The sequence below is a fragment of the Arthrobacter sp. TmtSoilC51 genome (assembly GCF_055388015.1).
The window spans coordinates 4,859,381-4,882,213 of sequence record NZ_AP035877.1; the positions used below are offsets into that span (position 1 = coordinate 4,859,381).

Annotated in this window: 25 protein-coding genes and 1 pseudogene; 15 read left to right on the plus strand and 11 right to left on the minus strand. The window is 62.1% G+C overall.

All coding sequences use genetic code 11. The features are described from left to right. Window positions 1-21 precede the first annotated feature (21 nt). Together ACZ5G6_RS22205 and ACZ5G6_RS22210 are read right to left on the minus strand one after the other, a co-directional pair. On the minus strand, window positions 22-693 hold the full coding sequence (locus tag ACZ5G6_RS22205) for a GntR family transcriptional regulator (protein WP_498688193.1): 672 nt from the start codon (window positions 691-693) through the stop codon (window positions 22-24). Further along, window positions 686-2,143 (minus strand): fumarylacetoacetate hydrolase family protein, encoded by a 1,458-nt coding sequence (locus ACZ5G6_RS22210; RefSeq protein ID WP_263422408.1) that lies wholly within the window; start codon window positions 2,141-2,143, stop codon window positions 686-688. Before ACZ5G6_RS22210 ends, ACZ5G6_RS22205 begins: the two co-directional genes overlap by 8 nt. A 308-nt stretch (window positions 2,144-2,451) precedes the next feature. Between ACZ5G6_RS22210 and ACZ5G6_RS22215 the strand changes: the two genes are divergently transcribed. Then, complete coding sequence (locus ACZ5G6_RS22215) at window positions 2,452-3,156, plus strand: alpha/beta fold hydrolase (protein WP_498688194.1); 705 nt, start codon at window positions 2,452-2,454, stop codon at window positions 3,154-3,156. Between the two features lie 47 nt (window positions 3,157-3,203). Here ACZ5G6_RS22215 and ACZ5G6_RS22220 read toward each other — a convergent pair whose 3' ends face one another. Beyond that, window positions 3,204-3,668, minus strand: coding sequence for a hypothetical protein (locus ACZ5G6_RS22220; RefSeq protein WP_498688196.1), 465 nt, complete (start codon window positions 3,666-3,668; stop codon window positions 3,204-3,206). 186 nt (window positions 3,669-3,854) lie between these two features. Between ACZ5G6_RS22220 and ACZ5G6_RS22225 the strand changes: the two genes are divergently transcribed. From ACZ5G6_RS22225 to ACZ5G6_RS22235, 3 genes are all read left to right on the plus strand, one after another. Then, a complete protein-coding gene (locus tag ACZ5G6_RS22225) occupies window positions 3,855-4,043 on the plus strand; it encodes a CsbD family protein (RefSeq protein WP_498691993.1) in 189 nt (62 codons plus the stop codon). 334 nt (window positions 4,044-4,377) lie between these two features. After that, a complete protein-coding gene (locus ACZ5G6_RS22230; protein ID WP_498688199.1) occupies window positions 4,378-4,650 on the plus strand; it encodes a GlsB/YeaQ/YmgE family stress response membrane protein in 273 nt (90 codons plus the stop codon). Then, window positions 4,643-4,903 (plus strand): hypothetical protein, encoded by a 261-nt coding sequence (locus ACZ5G6_RS22235; protein WP_498688201.1) that lies wholly within the window; start codon window positions 4,643-4,645, stop codon window positions 4,901-4,903. Before ACZ5G6_RS22230 ends, ACZ5G6_RS22235 begins: the two co-directional genes overlap by 8 nt. On the opposite strand, the gene ACZ5G6_RS22240 is transcribed toward ACZ5G6_RS22235, so the two are convergent. From ACZ5G6_RS22240 to ACZ5G6_RS22260, 5 genes are all read right to left on the minus strand, one after another. Next, window positions 4,900-5,454 carry a cysteine hydrolase family protein gene (locus ACZ5G6_RS22240; protein ID WP_223937671.1) on the minus strand — a complete coding sequence of 185 codons (555 nt, stop codon included), beginning with the start codon at window positions 5,452-5,454 and terminating at the stop codon, window positions 4,900-4,902. The two genes, ACZ5G6_RS22235 and ACZ5G6_RS22240, sit on opposite strands and share 4 nt — an antisense overlap. A gap of 25 nt (window positions 5,455-5,479) precedes the next feature. After that, window positions 5,480-6,424 carry an SDR family oxidoreductase gene (locus tag ACZ5G6_RS22245; RefSeq protein WP_498688205.1) on the minus strand — a complete coding sequence of 315 codons (945 nt, stop codon included), beginning with the start codon at window positions 6,422-6,424 and terminating at the stop codon, window positions 5,480-5,482. Between the two features lie 92 nt (window positions 6,425-6,516). Further along, window positions 6,517-7,320, minus strand: coding sequence for a DUF1206 domain-containing protein (locus ACZ5G6_RS22250; protein WP_498688207.1), 804 nt, complete (start codon window positions 7,318-7,320; stop codon window positions 6,517-6,519). A 66-nt stretch (window positions 7,321-7,386) separates the two neighbouring features. Next, the gene (locus tag ACZ5G6_RS22255; RefSeq protein WP_223934958.1) at window positions 7,387-7,590 is read right to left on the minus strand and encodes a hypothetical protein; all 204 of its coding nucleotides are present in this window, start codon (window positions 7,588-7,590) and stop codon (window positions 7,387-7,389) included. A 161-nt stretch (window positions 7,591-7,751) separates the two neighbouring features. Next, the gene (locus ACZ5G6_RS22260; protein WP_498688210.1) at window positions 7,752-9,638 is read right to left on the minus strand and encodes a DUF2264 domain-containing protein; all 1,887 of its coding nucleotides are present in this window, start codon (window positions 9,636-9,638) and stop codon (window positions 7,752-7,754) included. Window positions 9,639-9,827: 189 nt separating this feature from the next. Here ACZ5G6_RS22260 and ACZ5G6_RS22265 point away from each other — a divergent pair, with 189 nt between their 5' ends. The 7 genes from ACZ5G6_RS22265 (at window position 9,828) to ACZ5G6_RS22295 (ending at window position 16,406) form a co-directional block, all read left to right on the plus strand. After that, entirely contained in the window at window positions 9,828-10,934 is a 1,107-nt protein-coding gene (locus ACZ5G6_RS22265; RefSeq protein WP_498688212.1) for a substrate-binding domain-containing protein, read from the plus strand. Between the two features lie 145 nt (window positions 10,935-11,079). After that, window positions 11,080-12,387, plus strand: a complete 1,308-nt coding sequence (locus ACZ5G6_RS22270) for an ABC transporter substrate-binding protein (RefSeq protein ID WP_498688214.1) — start codon at window positions 11,080-11,082, stop codon at window positions 12,385-12,387. A gap of 60 nt (window positions 12,388-12,447) precedes the next feature. Then, complete coding sequence (locus ACZ5G6_RS22275; RefSeq protein WP_498688216.1) at window positions 12,448-13,377, plus strand: carbohydrate ABC transporter permease; 930 nt, start codon at window positions 12,448-12,450, stop codon at window positions 13,375-13,377. Next, on the plus strand, window positions 13,374-14,288 hold the full coding sequence (locus ACZ5G6_RS22280; protein WP_498688218.1) for a carbohydrate ABC transporter permease: 915 nt from the start codon (window positions 13,374-13,376) through the stop codon (window positions 14,286-14,288). Before ACZ5G6_RS22275 ends, ACZ5G6_RS22280 begins: the two co-directional genes overlap by 4 nt. Then, on the plus strand, window positions 14,285-15,289 hold the full coding sequence (locus ACZ5G6_RS22285) for a hydroxyacid dehydrogenase (RefSeq protein WP_498688220.1): 1,005 nt from the start codon (window positions 14,285-14,287) through the stop codon (window positions 15,287-15,289). The genes ACZ5G6_RS22280 and ACZ5G6_RS22285 overlap by 4 nt, the downstream gene beginning before the upstream one ends. Before the next feature lie 40 nt (window positions 15,290-15,329). Further along, a complete protein-coding gene (locus ACZ5G6_RS22290; protein ID WP_498688222.1) occupies window positions 15,330-15,731 on the plus strand; it encodes a hypothetical protein in 402 nt (133 codons plus the stop codon). Between the two features lie 39 nt (window positions 15,732-15,770). Then, window positions 15,771-16,406, plus strand: a complete 636-nt coding sequence (locus tag ACZ5G6_RS22295) for a methyltransferase family protein (protein WP_498688224.1) — start codon at window positions 15,771-15,773, stop codon at window positions 16,404-16,406. Here the strand turns inward: ACZ5G6_RS22295 and ACZ5G6_RS22300 are convergent. Then, window positions 16,306-17,709: an MFS transporter gene (locus tag ACZ5G6_RS22300; protein WP_498688227.1), complete on the minus strand. Its 1,404-nt coding sequence runs from the start codon at window positions 17,707-17,709 to the stop codon at window positions 16,306-16,308. The genes ACZ5G6_RS22295 and ACZ5G6_RS22300 overlap by 101 nt on opposite strands. A gap of 130 nt (window positions 17,710-17,839) precedes the next feature. Between ACZ5G6_RS22300 and ACZ5G6_RS22305 the strand changes: the two are divergent. Further along, a pseudogene (locus ACZ5G6_RS22305) lies at window positions 17,840-19,068 on the plus strand (GAF domain-containing sensor histidine kinase). A 65-nt stretch (window positions 19,069-19,133) separates the two neighbouring features. Here ACZ5G6_RS22305 and ACZ5G6_RS22310 read toward each other — a convergent pair. Continuing rightward, the gene (locus ACZ5G6_RS22310; protein WP_498688229.1) at window positions 19,134-20,513 is read right to left on the minus strand and encodes a serine/threonine-protein kinase; all 1,380 of its coding nucleotides are present in this window, start codon (window positions 20,511-20,513) and stop codon (window positions 19,134-19,136) included. Between the two features lie 375 nt (window positions 20,514-20,888). On the opposite strand from ACZ5G6_RS22310, the gene ACZ5G6_RS22315 reads away from it, so the two are divergent. Both ACZ5G6_RS22315 and ACZ5G6_RS22320 read left to right on the plus strand, forming a co-directional pair. Next, window positions 20,889-21,482, plus strand: a complete 594-nt coding sequence (locus ACZ5G6_RS22315) for a histidine phosphatase family protein (protein ID WP_498688231.1) — start codon at window positions 20,889-20,891, stop codon at window positions 21,480-21,482. Between the two features lie 109 nt (window positions 21,483-21,591). After that, entirely contained in the window at window positions 21,592-21,834 is a 243-nt protein-coding gene (locus ACZ5G6_RS22320) for a hypothetical protein (protein WP_498688233.1), read from the plus strand. A 21-nt stretch (window positions 21,835-21,855) separates the two neighbouring features. Here the strand turns inward: ACZ5G6_RS22320 and ACZ5G6_RS22325 are convergent, their stop codons facing one another. Further along, window positions 21,856-22,140 (minus strand): hypothetical protein, encoded by a 285-nt coding sequence (locus tag ACZ5G6_RS22325; RefSeq protein ID WP_498688235.1) that lies wholly within the window; start codon window positions 22,138-22,140, stop codon window positions 21,856-21,858. 58 nt (window positions 22,141-22,198) lie between these two features. Here ACZ5G6_RS22325 and ACZ5G6_RS22330 point away from each other — a divergent pair, with 58 nt between their 5' ends. Next, window positions 22,199-22,810, plus strand: a complete 612-nt coding sequence (locus ACZ5G6_RS22330; protein WP_498688237.1) for a glyoxalase — start codon at window positions 22,199-22,201, stop codon at window positions 22,808-22,810. The last annotated feature ends 23 nt before the right edge of the window (window positions 22,811-22,833 follow it).

The following is a 22,833-nucleotide window of genomic DNA, read 5'->3' on the forward strand; positions in this document are numbered from 1 at the left end:
TGAAGTCCTAACTGTGTTGTCTTACTGATTTGCTTGTGCCAGGTATGCGTCGAGGGTGGCAGCGCGGTGCCGGCGGGCGGCGTGTTCGATCGTGTCGGCGTCTGCTCCAGACTCGATGAGCTGAAGCAGCTCCTCGTGTTCGCGCACCGATTCCTGGGCGCGGCCGGGAACGAACCGGAACGTGGAGGACCTCAGGGACGCCAGGCGGTTCCATCCCCGGTGAACGAGGTCCAGAATGTGCGGATTGGGGCAGTGTTCAAACAGGACGCTGTGGAAGTCCTGATTGAGCGCCGTGAAGCGGACGGGATCGAAGTGCTCCAGGCACTCGCGCATCTCCTCGTTCACCGCACGGGCCCGGGCAATGGACACGGAATCGATCAGCGGAGCGGACAGCGCCGTGGCGGCACCCTCCACGATGCTCAGCGTCTGCATCGTGTAGAGGTACTCGGTGGGGTCGATGCCGGAGACCGTGGCTCCCACGTTTCGCTCGAACTTCACCAGCCCTTCGGCTTCCAGTCGGCGGATCGCTTCCCGCACGGGAACGACGCTGAAGCCCAGGTCCTCTGCGATTTTGGCAAGCACCAGCCGGTAACCCGGCGTGTACGTGCCCTCCACGATCCTCGCCTTCACGGCGGCATACGCCTGCTGGGACTTGCTTTGGGCGGCGGCGCTTTCGACGGCGGTTTCAGTCACCTTGGGCTCCTTGCCGGCTCTGCCACTCGGCAAACTTGGCCTGCCATTCCTTGTTCATCGGGTAAAGTCCGTCGACGCTGTTGCCTTCCTGGACCATCTGGAAGATGAACGTCTCTTCTTTTTCCTGCTGGATGCAGTCCTCCACGAGTTCCTCGGCGATGGCTGGCGGGATCACCAGGATGCCGTCCGAGTCGGCCACGATGATGTCCCCCGGTTGAACCGTGGCGCCGCCGCACGCGATAGTGATGTCCGTGTCCCAAGGAATGTGCCGGCGGCCCAGCACTGCCGGGTGTGGATTCGCGAAGTAGGTCGGCATCTCCAGGTCGGCCACGGCCGAGTAGTCGCGCACGCCGCCGTCGGTGATGATGGCGGCAGCGCCGCGCACCTGGGCACGCAGCGCGAGGATGTCGCCTACCGTGCCGGTGCCCTTTTCGCCGCGGGCTTCCATGACAAGGATTTCGCCCTCGTTCACGGAATCGATGGCGCGCTTCTGTGCATTGAACCCGCCACCGTGGGTCTTGAACAGATCCTCGCGATTAGGCACGTAACGCAGGGTGCGGGCGAGGCCCACCACTTTGCGGTCCGGGCGGGTGGCCTGCAGGCCGTCGATGCTCACGTTGTTCAGTCCACGCTTGCGCATCTGGGAAGAAAGGGTAGCGGTCGCGACACTTTCCAGCTTCGCTTTCAACGCGGGCGAAAGCACACTCGCAGCAGGCGCCAAACCAGCAGCTTCCCGCGATCCGTAGGCCTCCTCCCGCTGGGTGTCATCAGTCTTGGGCTGGGCACCAAAGTCCGCGAACGGCGTCGTACCTTCCGTTACTTTGGTGGCCAGACGGCCGCTGCTGAAGTCGCCTCCGGTGACCTCAATTTCGACGACGTCACCCGGCTTGGCAACGGAAGCGCCCGCCGGGGTGCCGGTGAGGATGATGTCGCCCTCTTCGAGCGTTAGCAGCTGGGAGAGGTCCGCGACAAGCTGCGCGAAGGGGAAGAGCAGGTCCTCGGTGGTGTCGTCCTGGACGAGGTCGCTGTTGTGCCACGTGCGGATCCGCAGGGCTGCGGGATCAACCGCGTCAGCGGGGATCAAAGCGGGGCCAACGGGCGTGAAGCCGTCGCCGCCCTTTGACCGAACGTTGGAGCCCTTGTCCGCGTAGCGGAGATCGTAGACGCCGAGGTCGTTACTCGCGGTAACCCATTCGACGTGGCTCCATGCGTCTTCGAGACCCACGCGACGGGCGGACTTGCCGATGATCAGGGCGATCTCGCCTTCGTAGCCGAGCAGTTCGCAACCAGCCGGGCGCTCAACGGTTCCGGGAGCCTCCGCGGAACCAAGTGCCAGTGAAGACGGAGGCTTCAGGAAGTACGAAGGCTGCTCCGGGGTGCGTCCGCGCTGGGCCGCGCGGCTGGGGTAATTGATGTGGACGGCAATGACTTTGCGGGTGCGGGCCAGCATGTCCTGGCTGACTTCCTGGGTCCGGAACTCCAGTGTCACGGCGCCTCCTCCTGATCGAACATTTATCGAGTACGAAATCGTATACGATAACTATGACCTTCGATCAGAAAGACGTCAACCCCCTTTTTCAACCCAACTGACTCGCAACAGTTAGTTGGGTTAATCAGAAGGGGCGTGCAGGTTTGCCAACATGCAGCCCGCCGGAATCGCGCGCCATGGCACTGGCACGCCCCCTGGAGAAACTGACGGGCCGGGAATAAGTTTCAAAATGAGTGCATCCTTCGCGTGGACTCCCGTAGGGTACCCGCATGGACATCATCCTGGTACCCGGTTTCTGGTTGGACGCTTCATCGTGGGACGAGGTGACGCCGCCTCTTGTGGCGGCTGGGCACTCGGTTCACCCCCTCACGCTTCCCGGCCTGGAGGCTGTTGACGCTCCACGCGCCGGAATTGGCCTTCGCACGCACATCGACGCCGTGGTGGAGAAGGTGGATTCCCTCTCCGGCACGGTGGTTCTGGTAGGCCACTCAGGCGGCGGCGCTATCATCCACGGCGTCGTTGACGCCCGGCCGGACCGCGTGGACCGCGCCATCTATGTGGACAGCGGCCCACTCGGTGAGGGCGGCGTGATCAATGATGAACTGCCCGATGACGGCGACGAAATCCCGCTACCCCCATGGGAAGGCTTCGAGGACGCCGACCTCATCGACCTGACCGATGACCTCAAGGAAGCCTTCCGCGCACGGGCCATCCCGGAACCCAAAGGCGTCGCCTTCGACCAACAACATCTTCACGACGTACGGCGCTATGACGTCCCGGCCACCATCATCACCTGCCAGTTCCCGTCGTCGCTGCTTCAGGAATGGATGGACGCCGGGCACCCGTTCACGGCGGAACTCGCACGCATCCGGGACGTCGATTACGTTGACCTGCCCACGGGACATTGGCCGCAGTTCACCAAGCCACATGAGTTGGGCGAAGCCATCCTGTCAGTCGTCGAGCGCGCCACTTAACGCTCGACGTCGGACGGCCCTGCCGTTGGGCAGGAACCTTGCGGAGGTCAGGGCTTGGGCGGCGTGTTGGTCGCTGGCCCTTCTGGCGCGGCACCGCCCTCGTCCGTCCAATCGCTTCCCGTGGTGTCATCGAGCGCAGGATCGGAGACTACATCCGGCCTGACTGGCGGCGTTGAGGTGGAACCAGTTGAGGTGGAACCAGTGGTAGGAGAAGAGGCAGTGGAGCCGGTGCTGGAGCCGCTATGTGGCCCGGACTTGGACTCCAAAATGCCCGGAAACATCGCCTCGGCCCTCTCCAGGAACTTTCTGCCCGCAGCGTAGAGGTTATCCAGGATGTCAGGGACTGTTTCCTGGACGGCCTCGGTGGCCTGATGGACGTTCTCTTGAACTTCCGGGTTCTTCCAGACCTTTTGGGCGCCTCCGCGAACGCGCCGGTACACCTCCGGCCAGGACTTGGACCCCCACACATAGCCGACAGCGACGCCGGCGGCGAACAATGCTTTCCCTTTCACAGGATCAACTCCTTTCGAGGTGCTATTCCTACGACACTAGTCCGGCCACCACCCGCTGTCACGCGCACATTCAGGGATGGTCGGTTAACGATCATTTGCTGAATTGAAAAAGAGGACTAAACTTTAATGCCAACCAGCGGAAAACCCGCAGGCGGCAACCACATCGCAACCCGAGGAGTGAAAACCATGGGACTGGATGACAAGATCAAGAATGCTGCGGAAGAAGCGGCCGGCAAGGTCAAGGAAAAGACCGGCGAAGCGACCGGCGACAGGGACCTCCAGGCCGAGGGCGCGGGCGAGCAAGCGTCGGCCAACGTGAAGCAGGCTGGCGAGAAAGTTAAGGACGCCGCGAAGGACGCCTTCGGCGACAAGTAGCTACAAGTAGCGGATTTCAACGTCATACCACCTCAGTTCGCGGGGCAAAGGGCTACAAGCGGCAAAATAGTCAGGTTACTTGCTGTTGTTCCCGGGACCCGCTAGCGTTGCTGTTGTAGGACCACGGTCCGGCCCGGTGGACAGGCGTGCGGACAGGAGTGCTTTTGGCTGCATTTAACAATTTAATCGACGTTTGCAAAAAACGTCCCGCCCCATATTCCGCTGGGCCTCACGTGGTTCTGTTGCAGCGCTTAACCGCTGGAACTGACAACCGATGAACTGAACCGCTTCACGAGTTCATGGAATTTCCATCAACAAGAAAGTAGGAGCAAAAATGGGTTTCTTTGGTTTTCTTTTGCTCGGCCTTTTGGCTGGTGCTATCGCAAAGCTTATTCTTCCGGGCCGCCAGGGAGGCGGCTGGTTGGTTACCTTGCTGCTGGGCGTCGTTGGCGCCCTCTTGGGCGGCTGGATCGGCGGCCTGATCTTCGGCGAGGGACTGACAGAATTCTTCGCCATTCGGACATGGCTCCTGGCCATCGGCGGATCCATTATCGTCCTGCTGATTTACGGCCTGGCCACAGGAGGACGCCGGACCCACCATGGCTGACGAAACCACGCCCAACACCAACCAGGACGATCTCGAGGGCCAATACTCAGAAGGTGACTATGGCGCCGCCGGCGCATCGCCTGATGCCCTGAAGAAAGATGCTGGCGGGGACTACACCGAAGGTGACTACGCCGAGAAGACCGTGCCGTCCGCGGACGCGGAGCTCGATGAAAGCAACACGGAAGACACCCCCGAAGACAGGCCGTTCTCGTCCGAACCGGATGACGAAGCTTCCGGATCGGGCCATCCTTAGGGGTCCTTGAGAAGCTTCAGCGCCTCGTCAAGCGGCAAGACCCGCTGGCGATATTCACGGGTAAGAACCCGGAGGACTGCTTCGGCAGCCTCCGGGTTCTCTGTTGCAATGGCATCGGCCGCGTAAATCACCCGGATGTTATGTGCGAAAGCATCAGCGGCTGTCTGCGCAATGCAGTTGTGGGCAGAGACTCCGGCCAGAATGACGGTGTCCACGCCCCAGTTCCGGAGGCGCATCCCCAAGTCGGTGCCCATGAAGGCGCTGTCCCGCGTTTTCACCATCTGTGGAAAGTCGGCCGTAACGAGGCCCGGAACGAACGCGGCCTGCTCACTCTCCCTGAAGATGAAGCCTTGGTCATCGTCCAGCATGTTCAGGCTCCACGTGGACTTGTCCCGCTCATGCTGGGTACCTACCAAGAGGACGTTTGCACCTGCCTCCCGCGCTGCGCTGGTCAGTGAGTTGCAAGCCGCGACTACTTCTTCCTGTCGACGTTTCAGGGCAGGTTCTTCGAAAAAGGCGTTCTGCATGTCGATGACCAGCACGGCAATCATGCGCATACCCCTCCCTTGTCTTGGATCAGAGGCCCTTGCCGCCGGTCACGGGAAGCACAGCGCCTGAAATGTATGAGCCTTCATCAGAAGCGAGGAGCACATAAGCGGGCGCCAGCTCCGCAGGTTGCCCGGCACGGCCCAGCGGCGTGTCCTGGCCGAACGTTGGAAGCTTGTCGGGCCATTCCGTGGCGGGGATCAACGGTGTCCAAATCGGGCCTGGGGCCACGGCGTTAACGCGGATTCCCTTCGGGCCGAGTTCCTCGGCCATGGCTTTGGTAAAGGCTACTTGGGCAGCCTTCGTCATGGCATAGTCCACAAGTTGGGCAGAAGGATTAAAGGCCTGGATGGACGCCGTGACAATGATCGACGCTCCGGGGCGGAGATGCGGAATCGCGGCCTGTGCTGTCCAGATCAGCGAGTACAGGTTGGTTTTGAAGACGCGGTCGAATTCCTCGGTGGGGATGGTCTCCAACCCCTCACGGTTCTTTTGGTACGCGGCGTTCAGGACGACGACGTTAAGGCCGCCCAACTCCTGCACCGTGCGCTCCACGATCTCCGCCGCGAACTTTTCCTCGCGCGCATCGCCTGGCATCAGCACTGCCTGCGCTCCGCACTCACGGATCCATTCCGCCGTCGACTTCGCGTCTTCCTCTTCCTCCGGCAGGTAGCTGATGGCGACGTCGGCTCCCTCGCGGGCATACGCAATGGCTACAGCAGCACCGATGCCTGAATCACCGCCCGTGATCAGGGCCTTTTTGCCCTGGAGGCGGCCGTGCCCTACATAGCTGGACTCGCCATGATCGGGCTGGGGATTCAAAGGCTTGGTCAGGCCAGGCTGTTCCTGTTCCTGCTGGGGAAATTCATCGGAGTGGTATCCGCTGCGGGGATCCTTGGGTGCGGAGGTGAGGCGATGGTCCCCCTGCTCCCCGTTGGCTTGCTGTTCGCTGTGGTTTGGACCGGTTTGAGTCATGGTTCTGGCCTTTCTCAGATGTCTGATTTCCGGCTTTCGACGCTACCGTTGGCTGTACCCAAGCACTATCGACCCTAAACGCGCAGTGGAGGCTAGGTCCGGAGGGTTTTGGCCTTCACCATGAGGAACAGCCCGTAGGCGATCAGGCCCACGGCAACCGCTGCCAAAAGGTACGGCCCATAGGGCTGCTCCCTCAGGGCCCGCAAGCTCCCATCAAGGCCAGTGGATTGCTCGGGTTGAACGCGAACCGCAGCTATGACCACCAACAGGCCCACGAGCAGCAGGGCTATGCCCTTGGCAATGTAGCCCACGATGCCGACACCGGACTGGAACTTGCGGACCGGCTCCTTGAAGGACAGTGCGAGGTCCTTTTCGAAGGTCCGCATGAAACCACGCACGGCGAACACCACGCCGGTGATCATGATGCCCGCACCAATTGCGACAAGCAGGACTATCCCGAATGGCGCTTTCAAGAGTGCAACAGTTACATCGCTCGCAGATTCCCGACTATTTTGCCCCTTGCCCTGGATGAAGGACAGGATGGTGGCCGCCAGGCCGGCAAATACGATTGCCTGGGCCACAGCTGACAGCCGTTTGGAAAGCTTGTTGTCCGATTCCTTGCGGTAGCCCAGGATCGCGTTGCCCAGTTGCCACAGAGCCAAGGCCGCACAGGCGCAGAAGCACGCCCAAAGCAGGATAGGACCCACCGGTTGTGCGGCCAGCTGGGCAACAGCCCCGCTGACGTCAGCTTCACCACCGCGCCCAAAGGCGAGCTGAAACGCAATGGCCCCGATAAGCAGGTGCAGCAGGCCGCTGACGACGTATCCAGCCCGGGCAAGAATCTCCAGAGCACGTGAATTCGAGGCATCCTCGGCCACATCAGCGGCCTTCTTCATCTCCTCTTTGATGACAAGCCTCCTTATTATTTTGTGACCTGTCACCATGGTGCCACTCGAACGCTGCTAAAAACCACACACCGACTGCGGCCAGATGCTCCGAAGCCCCACACCCAAAGGGTTAAACTGCTCGCGGACGGTAGTGACCGCACGGTTCTGGCCGAGGACTTCGCTTCCATGGGCGCCAGCCTCCGCGGAGCCGCCGAGGGGATCGGACTTCACATGTGCAGCACCGGTATTCAGGGGCGTGGCTGCGATCTGGTCAGGCATTTCGGTGGTCCTTCCTGAAAGTTCCCATCAGCTCCATTGGCTGATAGTTCAACCATGGGACGGGGCCCTCAAGAAGGACGCCGGGTCATCTCAAGATTCAGTCAAGATTCCCCCGGGCCCAGGAATAGCGGCCCAGGAATAGGGGGGCGGGAACACCGCGTTCAGAAGGCGAACGTGACTTGGAGTTGTTGCCCGCTCGAGAGGGTGACATGCCCGCTAACGCGACCTCCGTCGTCGTCAATTACGACGGCGGCAGGAACCGCCCCGGGTGCCTTGCCTCCCACGTACGCGAGGGAGGCGAAAATGCTGCGACGGCCTGTCAGCTGCCCCTCCACATATCCACAAGCGGCATGCGGGCCGAGCGGCGACACACCCTCGGCGCGGAAAGTCCCACTGCCTGAGTATCCGAACAGCGGCCACATGCGGGCATGGAGTCCGTCGACGCTGAGCACTCCATCATGAAGCCCGGGCGGCAGCACTCCCGCGAGCGCATAGCCGCCGTCGCGCACACGCAGTCCGAGCGCGTCAGGCGCCTCAACCGCGTGAATCCTCAACTCATATCCGGCGGTGGCGGCTGTCCCGGTTGCAACACGCCATGGCGAATCGGCGGGATCGTCCGCGTCGTTCCACACCGGCGCGTGCCAGCTGGCTGCCTGACCTTGCCCGGCCTTGAGGCGGTGGATCCTGGCGCGGCGGCTGGGCGTCCCGGTGGCATCGAGGACTGCGAAGTGGTTGTCCACGGGGTCCTCCGTGAAGAGCGGCGCGGTGTGGCTCGAATAGGCGAGACGACGGTAGTGGGGGTCGTCCGGGCCGGGCGCGTAGTATTTGTCGCTCCCGTGGTTGAGCACGCGCGCGATGCCGTCCGCAGCCGTTGAGTGGAGCAAGTAATTGGGGCCAACCGAGTGCCGCACGGCATCCATGGATTCCAAGGGCGAGGGCTCTTCGACGGCCGTCCACACCGGGTGATCGGCCGGAAGGAGGAGTCCCACGAACGCCTTGGAGGTCCAGTACGGCGACGCTGGGCCGGAGTATTCCTGGGTCATCGGGTCAAAGGCGCCGAGCCACCCAAGTGACGGAAGCCCGCCGTCGTAAGCTCCGCCGTCGAGGAAGAACTTTGCGGCACCGCTGGCAATCCGGCGACTCTGGCCGGGGTTAAGGGGCGTCGCGCAGATGGCCTCCCCGAGGAAAACGGGAGCCACGGCGGCGTAGCGGTAGATCAGTGAGCGGCCCTGGAAAACCGGAGCGCCGTTCCCGCCGAAAAAGCTCGGATGGTGGTCCAGGAACTCGGCGAGCCGGGCCCTGTAGATCTCGGACCTGGCTTCGGCTTCCGGGTGCCGGTGGGCTGCAAACTCCGACCACAAAACCGGATAGAGATGGAGGGCCCAGCCGCAGTAATAGTCGAAGAAATCGCCCGTGCCATCGTTATCACCGTCCCGGTACCACCCATCGCCGACGTACCAGTCTTCAAGGCGCTTCAGGCCATGATCGATCTGTGCCGCGTTGTGCTCCAGGCCGGCACCAGCCAGGAACTCGGCGATCAGCACTTGGAAAAGCACCCAATTGTTGTCTACGCAGACGCTCCTCGAGGAACCCTGCAGCCAATCAGCCACTTGGGCCTGCTCTTTCCCGGACAGCGTGTCCCATAGCCAAGGTTTGGTCAGCTGCAGGCCCAGCACAATGGACGCAGCCTCCACTATCGGCTGGGAGCGGTCACGAATGGGTAGCCACGCTTCAGGACTACCCGGCCGCGTGCCCTCCAGGAGGCCCGCACGATAAAGGTCAAGGTGGCCGTGGGGATCGTCGCCCTGCTCCCCCGCCACCCGGAACGCTGCCAGCATGAACGTCCTGGCGAAGCCCTCCATGGCGTCGGATAAATCACCCGACGACGACGGGCGGCCGTTCAGCCGGACCAGGGCCTTCCGTGGGGAAAAGTAGGGGCGCACAGCGAGCAGCTGCTGGTCCGCGAACGCGACCCAGTGCTCCCGGGTCCAACCCGTGATGGGGCTGAGCTCGTAATCCGGGGCGGGCATGGTGAAGCCGGTGGCCATGGGTCTCCTGCAGGCGTGCTGACTCTGTGAGCCCTAACCGTAGGCCGTTGGGCGCTCCGATGGGGCCAGTTGAACAAAAGTGAACGCACCTCTCGGATGTTGGACCGATCTCGTGGATGTTTGACCGGGTGCGGGATAGTTCATACTGAACAAACTGAACACAAGTGAACTTGATAGGCGGAGACCTGCATGCTGTCCGAGGATCGTCAACAGCTCATCCTGAGGGAATTGGCCCTTCACGGTTCCCTGAATGCCGCCGAGTTCGCGGCCAAACTTGGAACTTCCGGCATGACTGTGCGGCGGGACCTCGCAATACTTGCCGGGCAGGGTTTGCTCGAGCGGGTCCACGGCGGAGCTGTTCCCACCACCGGCCGCACCGCTGGAAGCAGCACTGCGGTACAGCAAGCGACATCCTGGCGACCGGGCGGGAGGCGACCCTTGGCGACGATCGGGATGATCGTTCCGTCGGCGTCGTACTACTTCCCGGGAGTGATACGCGGCGCTGAAGCCGCCGCCCACGAAGCGGGCGTGCGATTAGTGCTGGGCGTGTCCAATTACTCGGCCGAGGAGGAGCGGCGCCAGCTTCGCCGCCTTTACGAACATGGCGTGGACGGAATTCTGGTCACGCCGAGTGAGCAGTCGTTGGCGGGCACGGAAACGCTGGACCTCTTGGCCGAAGCGGAGGTGCCGGTGGTGGTGGTCGAGCGTTCCATTGACGACGCCCTGGACCACGGCAGGCTCGAAGCTGTGCGGAGTGACCACGTGCGCGGTGCGGAAATCGCCGTGAACCATCTTCTGGGCCTCGAGCACCGCAAAATCGCCATGTGCCTCCGCGAGAACAGCCCCACTGCGCCGCAGCTGATCGATGGCTACCACCGGGCCATGCAGCGTGCCGGGCACCCCCATGAGGACTCGATGGTCCGAACGATGTCCCGGGCACAAAACGATCCGCAGGCCCATCGCCTGGTGGTGGACGGCATCCTCGCCTGGTGCGCCGAAACCCACGTCACGGCCGCGATTGTCCACACCGATGAGGATGCGCTGCAGTTCGCCAGTGCCTGCCAGGAGCGGCAGCTGCGCATCCCGGAGGACTTCGCGATCATTGCGTACGACGACGAAATCGCCGCCCTCGGGGCGGTTCCCCTAACCGCTGTGGCACCTCCGAAGTACGACGTCGGGCACCAGGCATTGGTGATGTGCCTGAACCGGATTGGGGCCCGACGCGGGAGCACGTCCGCTCTGCAGCGCGTGAACCTCTCGCCAGCGCTGGTGGTCCGGGACTCCACGCAGGTGTAGGAAAGCACTCCTTCAGCCAGCCGGCATCTGTTTACTTCTGTTCATTTCATTGCCCATGTTCACTTTTGTGGCTTTTATTGTGCCTAGTCCAAGGTGCCCCAGCGCCCACCACGACTTCGCATCGTGAACTTCAAAGGAGAACAGAATGAAGCGTCGCCAGCTTCTGCTCGGAGCAGCCAGCATCATTGCCAGTGCTGCCCTCGTCACCGGTTGTGGCAGCACCCCTGCAGCCACACCAATGCCCACTGAGGACCCCTCCGGGACCATCACGTTCTGGTCCTCGATGGCGGGGATGGACAAGGTAGCCGCCGCCTTCAACGCGAGCCAGAACAAAATCAAGGTCACCTTCGAAACCGTCCCCAACGGAGCGAGCGGCGGTTACGCCAAGTTGTCCACGGCGATCACTGCAGGCAACGGCCCCGATGTTGCCACGATCGAGTACCCCCAGCTTCCGCAATTTGTCAGCAACGGACAGCTCCAGCCTCTGGACGGGTTGATCAACAAGGCCGAAACAGTGGACAAGCTCTCGGATGAGACAAAAGCCCTGGTGCAGTTTGGCGGCGAGACGTACGCGCTGCCCTACGATGCCGCGCCGATGATCATGTGGTACCGGAAGGACATGCTGGACAAGGCCAGCGTCGGCGTCCCCAAAACCTGGGACGAATTCGAGGACGCCGGCAAGAAGCTCAAGGCAGTAGCCCCGGAAGCACACCTGGCCAGCTTCAACCCCAACGAGGCCGCACTGACCGCCGCGCTGTCCTGGCAGGCGGGAGCAAAATGGTTCGGCACCGAAGGCGACAGCTGGAAGGTGGGCGTGAACGATGAGCCCACCCAAAAAGTCGCAACGTTTTGGCAGAAGCTGATCGATGAAAAGATCGTCAAGGTCCAGCAGTCCTTTAGTGACGAATGGAGCGCAGATTTGGCGAGCGGCGCCGTCGTGGGTGTTCTTGGCGCCAACTGGAGTGCCACAGGTATCCAGAAGCGTACGGAAGCCAGCGGCCAGAAGGGACAATGGATCGCTGCGGAGGTGCCTAACTGGGGAACTCCGGCAGACGCTTTCTATGGCGGCTCCAGCTTCAACATCACCAAGGGCAGCAAGAATCCGGCCGCTGCGGCCAAGTTCATCGAGTTCCTCGCAACCAGCCCGGACGCGATCAAGGCCCGTGGCAACACGGGTTCGGCTTTCCTCGCCTTCCCGGGACTGACGCCCGTTGCGCAGCAGGCATTCGATGCCAGCTACTTCGGTAACGACATCTATGAGGTCTTCGACAACGCGTACTCCACCATCACCCCGGGATGGCAATGGGGCCCCAACTGGGACATCACCAACACCGCCCTTAAGGACGCGTACGGAAAGTTGACCACCGGCGGCAAGGTCGCGGAAGCCGTTGATACGGCCCAGGCCGCAACCGTAGCCGGACTCAAGCAGAACGGTCTCTCCGTCAAGGAGTAGGCCCGCACGGTTGGGGGTGGCCCTTTCGAGGAGCCGCCCCCACCAGCGAGGAGAATAATCATGGCCAACCAGGCACCAGCCACCTCCCAAGGCAAACCGCGCACGATGTCCGGAACCGGAGGCCGTACAGCCGCCCTCTTCCTGACCCCGTTCTTTGCGGTGTTCGCCCTGGCGATGGTGGCACCCGTCATCTACTCGATCGTGCTCAGCTTCTTTGCCCAGCAGAAGTCCGGGCTCGGCTTCGGCCAAGCCAAGACCTCGTTCGTTGGTCTTGAGAACTACCTGCAGGTCCTGCAATCGGAGAGTTTTGTGGGTGGCATAGGCCGCCTGGCCATGTACTGCCTGCTCTACATCCCGTGCATGGTGGGAGGCGCGTTGGCGTTCGCACTCCTGCTTGATGCTGCCGGAGCCCGTGCCCGGAAACTGTTCCAGCTCCTCGTCTTCCTCCCCCACGCGGTGCCCGGCGTCATCGCCGCACTGATCTGGGCTTACCTCTACACGCCCGGTGTCAGCCCGATCGTCTCGGTCCTGGAAACCGGCGGGATCTCGCTGAACTTCCTGGACAACCACATGATCCTGCCGTCGATCGTGAACATCGCGGTATGGGAGTGGACGGGCTATAACGTCATAGTGCTGTTCACGGCTTTGCAGGCGGTTCCGCGGGAGACCCTGGAAGCCGCCCGCGTGGACGGTGCCGGCGAAATCCGTGCTGCCATCAGCATCAAGCTGCCCCTGATCCTGCCGGCACTCAGCGTCATCATGCTGTTTACGGTGATCGGAACCCTCCAGTTGTTCACAGAGCCATCGATCATCTCCAAGGCCACGGCGTCCGTCACCAGCACCTGGGTTCCCAACATGTGGGCCTACGATGCCGCCTTCAACCGGCACAACCTCAACCAGGCGGCTGCTGCCTCCATCATCATCGCGCTCATGGCCGCAGCGCTGTCCTGGGCCGTCACCCGCTTTAGCTCAAGGATGAACAAAGCATGAGCACCTCAACATTGTCCCGTCCGCGGGTTACCGGTCCGGTTGCGCCGTTTGGGAAGCGGCGCCGGGCTCGCTCCCGCAGCGGCTTCGCGGGCGCGTTCACTGTGAACGCACTGCTGGTACTGGGTTGTGCCTACATGGTGCTGCCTGTCCTGTGGTTGTTCTTTGCCTCCACCAAGAACGCCGCTGACCTTTATTCCACTGGTGCTTATGCGTTGGGGCAGCCTTCCTTTTTCGAGAACGTTGGCGCGGTCCTTGGGCAGGATGGTGGCGTGTTCTTCCGCTGGATGGCCAACTCCATGTTTTACGCGGCGTTTGGGGCCATTTTTGGTGGACTGATCTCCGTCATGGCCGGCTACGCGTTCGATAAATTCCAGTTCCGCGGCAAGGACTCATTCTTCGGCCTGGTCCTTGTGGGTGTACTGATTCCCAACACAGCCACAGTCCTGCCGATGTATCTACTGGCCTCGGTGTTTGGCATCACCAACACCATCTGGGCCATCCTCATCCCCGTCCTCTGCAACCCATTCGGCGTGTATTTGGCCCGGGTGTATTCGGCGGCGTACGTCCCGGCCGAAACCCTGGAAGCGGCCCGCGTGGACGGGGCCGGACCGATCCGCTCCTTCTTCTCGTTGGGGCTGCCCATGATGATGCCGGGGTACATCACCATTGCGTTGTTCCAGTTTGTTGGCGTGTGGAACAACTTCATGCTCCCGTTGGTAATGCTCCAGGACCAGCAGCTGCTGCCAGTCAGCGTCGGCATTTCGATCTGGCAGGGATACTCACTCCCCCAGCCTGAGTTCACTCCGATGGTTATCACGGGATCGCTGTTGTCCATCATTCCGTTGCTGCTCGCATTCATCATGCTCCAGCGATTCTGGAAGTCCGGCCTGACCGCGGGGAGTGTCAAGTGAACCTGAACGTTGCTTTGGCCATGCCTCTCAACACTGCCCGGGCCGTGTTTCCCTCCCGAAGCCTGGATCCGCTGGAGCCGGCTCTGAAGCTGCTCAGCCGGGAGCCGATCGAGGACTTCGGTTCAGCATCCGGCCGGGCACTCCTGGCGGAAGCGGACATCCTCATCACGGGTTGGGGTTGCCCAATGATCGACGACGACGTCCTGGATGCTGCCCCACGGTTACGTTACGTCCTGCACGCCGCCGGGAGCGTCAAACACCACATCGGTGAGACCTGTTGGGATCGGGGCTTGTTGGTGAGTTCCGCCGCAGACGCCAACGCCATTCCCGTGGCCGAATACACCGTGGCCATGATCGTCCTGGCCAACAAACGCATCCTGCAGATAGCGCGCGCCCTTCACAGCACCCGAACGGAGGTCCTGCCGGAACAGCTGTTTCCGGACATGGGCAACTACCGCAAGCGCGTCGGGATTATCGGGGCGTCAAAGATCGGCAGGCACGTCATCCGGCTGCTTGCTCCGTACGAGCTGGACATCGTGGTTGCCGACCCGTACCTCTCGGCCGCTGGGGCGAGCGCTCTCGGCGTCGAGCTTGTAAGCCTGGACGAGCTGGTGGCGGGCAGCGACATCGTCAGCCTCCACGCGCCGTCGTTACCGTCCACAAAGAACCTCATCGACGCCGGTCGCATCCAGCGGATGCGCCCTGGGGCCACCTTCATCAACACCTCACGCGGCGAGCTGGTAGATCAGGACGCCCTGTTGGCACGGCTTGAGTGCGGTGATTTGTACGCTGTGTTGGACGTGACGACACCGTGGGTGCTGCCTTCTGGTTCCCGCTTCTACACGCATCCCAATGTGTTGCTCACTCCTCACGTTGCGGGCTCGCTGGGTAACGAATTGGAGCGGATGGCGGCAAGTGCAGTGGGCGAAGCTTTGCGGCTATCCAGAGGTGAGCCGCTGCAGTTTCCAGTGAGGGCAGAGGATCTGGCGTTCATGGCATAACGGCTTCACGCTGCTGCGAGCGCAAGGAGGTCGCGTCGTAATGTTGCGCAGATCACATCTGATGCCTACGCTGGGGTGGCTGCAGCGTGGCAGCGAACGGATGAAAGGCAGCATATTGACCAGCGAGAAGCTCTCTGTAGTTGTTCGAGTCGACCTTGAGGGAACGCAGATCCAGATCGCAGCAACCGGTCACGTGACCACCTCCAACCTCCACGCGCTGTATCCAATCGTTCAACGCACCAACAGCCTGGCCGACGGCCGCGACGTCGAGATGGATCTCACCGGAGCGCTGATCGAACCTGATGCGCTTGAGCAGTTGCAGGGCTACGCGATGCTCCATGAGCTGCCCGTGCGAGTTGATGCTGTTCCGGCTGATCCTGGGATAGTTGAGCTGCCGGCCTGCTCCGCGCCGGAGATGGCTGGGGCCGGCCTGGCTGCCTGAGCCGGGCGGCCGGCTGGACCGAGGACCGGGCTGACGAACGTGGATCAGGCAGGATCACCCGTACGTGATTGGATCGGGACAGTCGTCTTCCTGTTCCTGGCGCCCGGCATCGTGGCTGGTCTCATCCCCTTGCTCATCTCGGGCTGGCGGCTTTACGACTGGGACGGCGCGGCGTGGGCAGTGGTGCCCATCGCCTGGATCGCCGTCATCGTGGGGGTGGCTTTTCTGCTCCATGCCTTCGCACTGTTCGCTCTTCACCGCGGAACGCCTGCGCCCGTTGCGCCGACCCAGGCCCTCGTCGTGACCGGGGTTTATCGATTCGTGCGCAATCCCATGTACCTTGCGGTGCTCACAATCATCCTCGGCCAAGCGCTGCTCTTCGGCAGTTGGTGGCTGGTGCTCTACGCCGGGCTGGTGCTCGCGATGGTGGTGGCGTTCGTCAAGGGTTACGAGGAGCCGACCCTCACCGGTACATACGGCGAGCAGTACCTTGAGTACCGGCGCAACGTTCCGGGGTGGTGGCCGAGACTCAGGGCTTGGCGGGATGATGTAGCCGGCTCACTTAGTACGTCACTCACCCGGGAGACGCAGATGCGCTTCCTGAGTTTCCAGCCACAGCCTTCTCCGCGTACGACGCCGAGACCCTGCGGTAAACAGGAGTCAAGAACGCGATGAGTGCCGCGACAATGAGAATGATGCCGGCAATCAGGAACACGAGGGCGATCCCGCGGGACGTGCCCCGGCCCAGCAGCGGCTCCAGTTGTGCGGCGCCCTCGGCGGAGCGGGCGTACGGGATGATCCAGAACTGGGCGATCGGGGCGATGAGGAACGCGGTGATGGGCGCTGCGGCGGACTCGAAGGCCATGGCGAATCCGAATACCCTACCCTGCCGGTTCAGGGGAACCACCTGTTGGATGACCGTCTGCTCGGCAGCTTCCACGATGGGAACCAAGGTCAGATACAGCCAGATCCCCACTACATACAACCATGCCCATTCACGCAAGGTGAACACTGCGCCCAGGAACCCCATGATGGCGACAACGATGAGCATGGTCCGCAAGGGATTGGAGCCGAGCCCAAACTTTCCCACCAGGGCACCGCCAACCAGGAATCCGGTGGAGCCTACGGCGAAGAACGTTCCCCACATTTCCACGGAGAACATCTCCAGTCCGTAAGGATCCATCAACGCCATATACACGCCGCCAATGAAGTTGTTAAAGGTGGAAAACAGAATCAGCGCGAACAGCCCGGAAATAGCCAGCACAGCAGCAAGCGAGCCGCGGAAGTCGAATCCTCCGCGTGCATCGCTCGGAGCAGCCCGGACTTCCTCGGGCATGTGCAGGGTGAGCAGATGCAGGAAAGCCAACACGGTAAGAACCAGCGAGGCCACTATGGTCCAGCCCATGCCGAGCAGGCCTACTGATAGTCCGGAGAGGACCGAGGTGACAATAAACATGAGTCCCTGCACCATCCCCACCATTCCATTTGCATTGGCCCGGCGATCAGGCTCTATGAGGATGGTGACGGTGGTGGAGAGGGCAATGTTGCGCAAATTCTCGACGACGGCACCCACAAGGATGATCAGGGTGAAAATCCAGAACCATGGCTGCGTCAGGTCCAGCAGAAGGCTCGTAGGGGTGAGGAGGAACAACACTCCTGACAGCACGAACATCACCAGGGTGAACCCAGCAGCGAAGCGCATTATGGCAAGCTTGCGATACCTGTCCACGAACGTCCCGAAGCTGATGCTGGAGAGCGCAATAAGGAGCATGTAGGCGCCCCCGACGACCCCCGTGGCAATCACGTTGCGCGTTTCCAAATAGACCCAAAATGTCAGGGCGAACCAAAGATAGCTTGTGGTGATATTTGCCAGGGCAGTGTTCACCAGGATCCCCATGAAGGTACGGGATCGCTGTGCCGGAGTGCGCAGGGAGAGGTCTACAACGCCAGTGACCCCAGCCGGTTCCTGCTCGGTCATGCGTTCCAGTGTACTTACACCAATTGCCGTAGATAAGGACGGCGCCAACCAAACCTTGTGACAATCCAACCCCGGTAGCCGCCCGGTAGGATCGGCAGGGAAGCCTAAAGAAGCCTGGGGGAAATTCTTAATGAAAGGTGCAAAAGGCCAGCTGGCCTTCACCGGCGACGTTAGCCGGGATCTGGAGTTGCGGGAGTACGGCCTGGATCCTGGCGAGGATTCCACCCTCCTGCCCAACGCCTCCGTAATGAGTGCGCTGCAGAACCTCGTGCGGCTTGCCACCGAGCTTTGTGGCGCTCCTTTCGGGTAGTCAACATCATTAGCGCGGAGCACCAATACCAAATGGGCGCATGGGGCGTGGAACCGGGCATGTGCTCGCGGGAAGATTCCATGTGTGCCAAGGTGTTCCTCTCACGCGAGATCACCGTAATCCCCGACGCTTCGCTGGATCCACGGTCCGCTGACAACCCATTCGTCACCGGTGAATTGGGCAGGGTTCGGTTCTACGCTTCGGTTCCACTGCAAACAGAATCAGGATTCGTTCCCGGCACCCTGTGCGTCTTTTCTGATAAAGCCAAAGAGATACGGCCCGAGCAAGTCAGCATGCTGGAAGTCTTGGCCAAGCAGGTGGTGGAGCTGTTGGAACTGCAGCACCGCACCATCCAGCTGGACCGCACATATGCAGAGCTGCGGGAGAGCAATGCCAAGTTGGCTGGTTTCGCAGGCCGCGTCAGCCATGATCTTCGGATTCCGCTCACCACCATCCTGGGCTACGTGGAGTTGGTGGAGGATGATCCCGACGTCCAAGCGGACAGCGCGGCAGCCAAATACCTGAGCCGGATCGGGGCCAGTGGCCGCCACATGCTGGGGATGTTGGAAGATGTGCTGAGCTACTCGAGGGTGGGCGGTGGCATCCAGCCTCAGGCCGTCTCACTCAAAGAAGCAGCGGGCGAGGTGGCGCGGGACCTCGGCATCGAGGACGACGCCATCCTTGAAGTGCAGGACCTGAACCTCCAGGCAGACAAGGGTCAGCTGCGCACTTTGCTACAGAACCTGCTGTCCAACGCCATGAACTATCGCAGCCCCGAAAGGGAACTGCATGTCCGGATCAGCGGCGTTTCCAATTACCATGGCGCCACCATCTTCGTGGCCGATAACGGCAAAGGCATCAACCCGGGGGACCGGGCCAAGGTCCTGGAACCTTTGGTGCGCCTGCGCCGCGAAGGCGACGGACCTGGCTCCGGCCTGGGACTAGCCACCTGCAGCAGTATCGCCAACGCCCACGGCGGCGAACTCACCCTCTCGGAAACTGCCGGCGGCGGAACCACGGTCGCCATCAGCTTCCCGTCCGAGCCCTAGCGGCACGCTACGCAAGAAACGCACGACGCAGACCCGCCGCCGTCGTGCCTTTCCCGTCTTAGGCGTTAACCTCGGCCGTTCCCCTTGCCTTTTTCGGGCTTGGCATCGCTCTTTCCACCGCTCTTGGGGTCGGCGAGGCCTTGAGGCGCAGTGTTTTCAGTAACTTGGGCAGGCTCGGTTGCTTGACCGGCGGGCAACGGAACCGGCTGATCCTGCACATCCACAACGTCGACCGCAGGGCTTACCGCTGGTTCCGTCCTCATCGGAGCGGCCGGTCCGCTCGGCTGGGGTTCGATGACGGAGACCCCAGGGTCCGCGTGCCGCGTGGGATCGGCTGAGGGCTCCGCCGAAAAGACGCCGTTGCCGAGCAACGCCAGCCCCACCGGGATTGCGAGGGCAGCCGCCGCCAGCCCGGCGAGAAGCTTTGGGCGTTTCTTGCCAGGGGCCCTTGGGCCCGTGGTGGAAGCACGCCTTGCCGGGGTGGACCCAACCGCGCCCGGACGTGAAGCCCCCGTATGCGGCGGCCGTGACGGCAAAGCCGGCGCCACTGGCACTGTCGGCAGGATTGCCGTCGCCGTGGGCGGCAGCTTTCGACGTCGGCCCGCCAGGACTTCTTCAACATCCCTCGCTGTCGGGCGTCGTTCCGGATCCATGTCCGTCATCGCTTGGAGGAGTCCGCGAAGCCCATTAGGGAGGTCTTCTGGAATCCCGGGTGCCCGGTGAAGGCGCGCCGACGCCGTCTCTACCGGGGTTCCTGGGTATTCGGGCTTGCCGGTGAGGCACTCCAGGAGCACCAAACCCAACGAGTAAACGTCGCTGGCCGGCGTCAGGTGCAGACCTTGGGCCTGCTCGGGGCTGAGGTACTGGGCTGTGCCCACGGTGAAGCCCGTTGCGGTGAGTCGGTTGTCGTCCATGACCAGGGCGACTCCGAAATCCGCCAATTTCACAGATTTGGTACCCTCGGCCCCCTCGGAAACCAGGATATTCGCTGGCTTGATGTCGCGGTGAATGACGCCCTGAGCGTGCACCTGGGCCAGCGCTCCGGCCAGCCGCACGCCGATCCGCGTAGTTTCCTGATGTGACAGAGGCCCGTCGGACAACACGGCTTTCAGATCACGGCCCTCTGCGAGTTCCATCACGAGATAGGCGCGTTCTTCGTCATTGCGGGTATCCACGCCCGCATCGAAAGCGGCCACCAGCCCTGGATGGTCAAAGGCAGCGAGGAGCCGCATCTCGGTTTCCTGACGGGCCCTGAACGAGTCGTCGCCAGAGCCGGGCAGGAAGATCTTGATAGCTACGTCCCGGCCAAGGAGCAGGTCCGTGGCCCGGTACACGGTGGACATAGCTCCTCGACCCAAGATGGGTCCCAGCTGGTAGCGGCCATCGATGGCATCTCCACTGGAGTCGGTCGCGTGGAACTCCACGGCCTCGTCGTTGTTGCCCACGAATTGTCACGCCCTTCAGGCCCACCTGGCTGCTACGGACCCAACCACTGTCCGCCGCTACCTGGTAACGCCGCCGATCAAACTTTCACGAGAGCCACGCGGCCGCCCTGTTCAGCGAAGCCGCTGCGGCTTGAGCAGTCCTGCGTCAAACAGCATCATCCGGATTTGCCAGACAAGTCATCAGGATACTTAGTATTGCGCGCCAAGGGAAACGTGCCGCATCAAGTCAGGCTACTGCTCCGCTCGGGAAACCAGCCCATCCCGCTCGAGCGAGCCTGACACCAACCGCAACAAGCGCCCGACGGCGACCTCCCGCCGTCGGACGTCTTCCTTACGTGACGCACGGAACTGCGGTCCGGAGGCAGGGAAGGCACAATGGAAGCCATGACCCTTACCACCTTCGCCCTCGTCCGCCATGGCCAGACCGACTGGAATGCGGAGCGCCGGCTGCAGGGGGCCACCGACATTCCACTGAACGACGTCGGCCGCGGACAGGCGCGTGACGCCGTCGCCACTTTGGCCGATTACCAGTGGGACGCAATCGTTTCCTCGCCCTTGAGCCGCGCGGCAGAAACCGCGGACCTCATAGCAGAGGGCCTGGGCCTCACCGTTGCCCGGCGGGTTCCCGAACTCATTGAACGAAGCTTCGGACCTGCAGAAGGCCTGCAAGCCGGCCCGGAACTCGAAGCACTTCGCATCCCTGGCGGTTTCCGCGGCGGCGAGAGCGATGATGACGCAGCCCGTCGGGGCATGGATGCCCTGGAACAGCTGGCACAGGAATTCGCCGGCCAGCGGGTCCTGGTGGTAACCCACGGAACGTTGATCCGGCTGTCACTTAGCCGCGCGATTGGGCGCACGCTGGACAGCGTCCACAATGCCGTGCTGAACCTCGCCCATCACCACGCCTCCGATGGCTGGAAGCTGGAGTACTTCAACGGTGAGCTTCTGACGGCCGACGTGGACAGCTGACACAACCGCGAAACTCAGCGAATCTTATTGACATTGGGCATGCCAGTTTCTGTATGCTCAAGAGAGTCAAGCAGTTGGCGCCATTCGCTCCGGTGCACGGGAGGTCAGCTTGGCTCTCACACTTGTTGGCTCCCGGCTGGTGACCACCGAAGCCTGCCGCGTCAACGCAATCACACTGACCGCGAGAGTTTCGCTGGCCACTGACGGCTGGTTTGAACTTCACGTCACTCAATACCCTGGACTCGTGCTCCACGTTTCCCGGCTGGAAGAGGCGGCCCAGGCCGTGCTCGACGCCGCAACCGCCTCCAGCGGGCGGAAGCCGGAAGACTTTGACGTCCAGTTCCAATGCTGAGCAAGCCAATACCGGCTTGGGTCAGCGGGACTCAAGCCTGGATCGCAGCTGCTCTGTGAAGTCGGGGTAGGCTGCGGCAATCTCCTCCAGATCCATTGTCTGGGGAAAGTCGATCACGGGCTGGTGCTCGGCCAGAAAGTTGGCGGTCTCTTCAGTAACGAACTGACCATCCTGACCGCCCAACCCAGCCTCGGCCAGGAATTCAGGGGTTATCCGGACAACGGATTCCCCGGTCTGCCCTTCGGATGCCCAGCGCACCAAGTATTCATCCTGATTTACGAGTTCCACATCGAATGACTTCTCCATGGCAGCAGCCTACGTGCCATTCAGCCGCGGCCAGTGGTTCTTCACTAGGATGACTGACATGGCAGCCATCGAATCTGTAATTATCGAGGTTGCCCCCACCGCTCAGGTGGCGGAGGCCTTCTACACTGACGTTTTCAGCATGGGCAACAGGGTTCAGGTACGTCCATCCGAGGCGCCGGCCACGGGCTTTCGGGGATTTACGATGTCGCTGGTCGTCTCCCAGCCGGCCACCGTAAACAGTCTTATGGACAACGCCCGCGACGCCGGCGCGACAGTCATCAAGCAGGCCGCCAAATCCCTGTGGGGGTACGGCGGAGTCCTCCAGGCTCCAGACGGCACCATCTGGACAGTCGCCTCCTCGTCGAAGAAAGACACCGGTCCGGCCAATCTGCAAATTGATGCGATGGTGCTCCAACTGGGAGTCGCGGATGTGGCTGCCAGCAAGCAGTTCTATCTCGACCGAGGCCTCACCCTGGCCAAGAGTTTCGGAAGCCGGTACGTCGAGTTCGATACCGGTCCCATCAAGCTGACGCTCAACAAACGCGCCGCCCTGGCCAAGACCGCCGGCGTATCAGCTGACGGAACCGGCTCGCATCGTCTCCTCATCAGCGGCGATGCAGGCACCTTCACCGACCCGGATGGATTCGTATGGGAAGCGCCGCTGGGCTGAGGGGCACGACGAACCATCGCTGG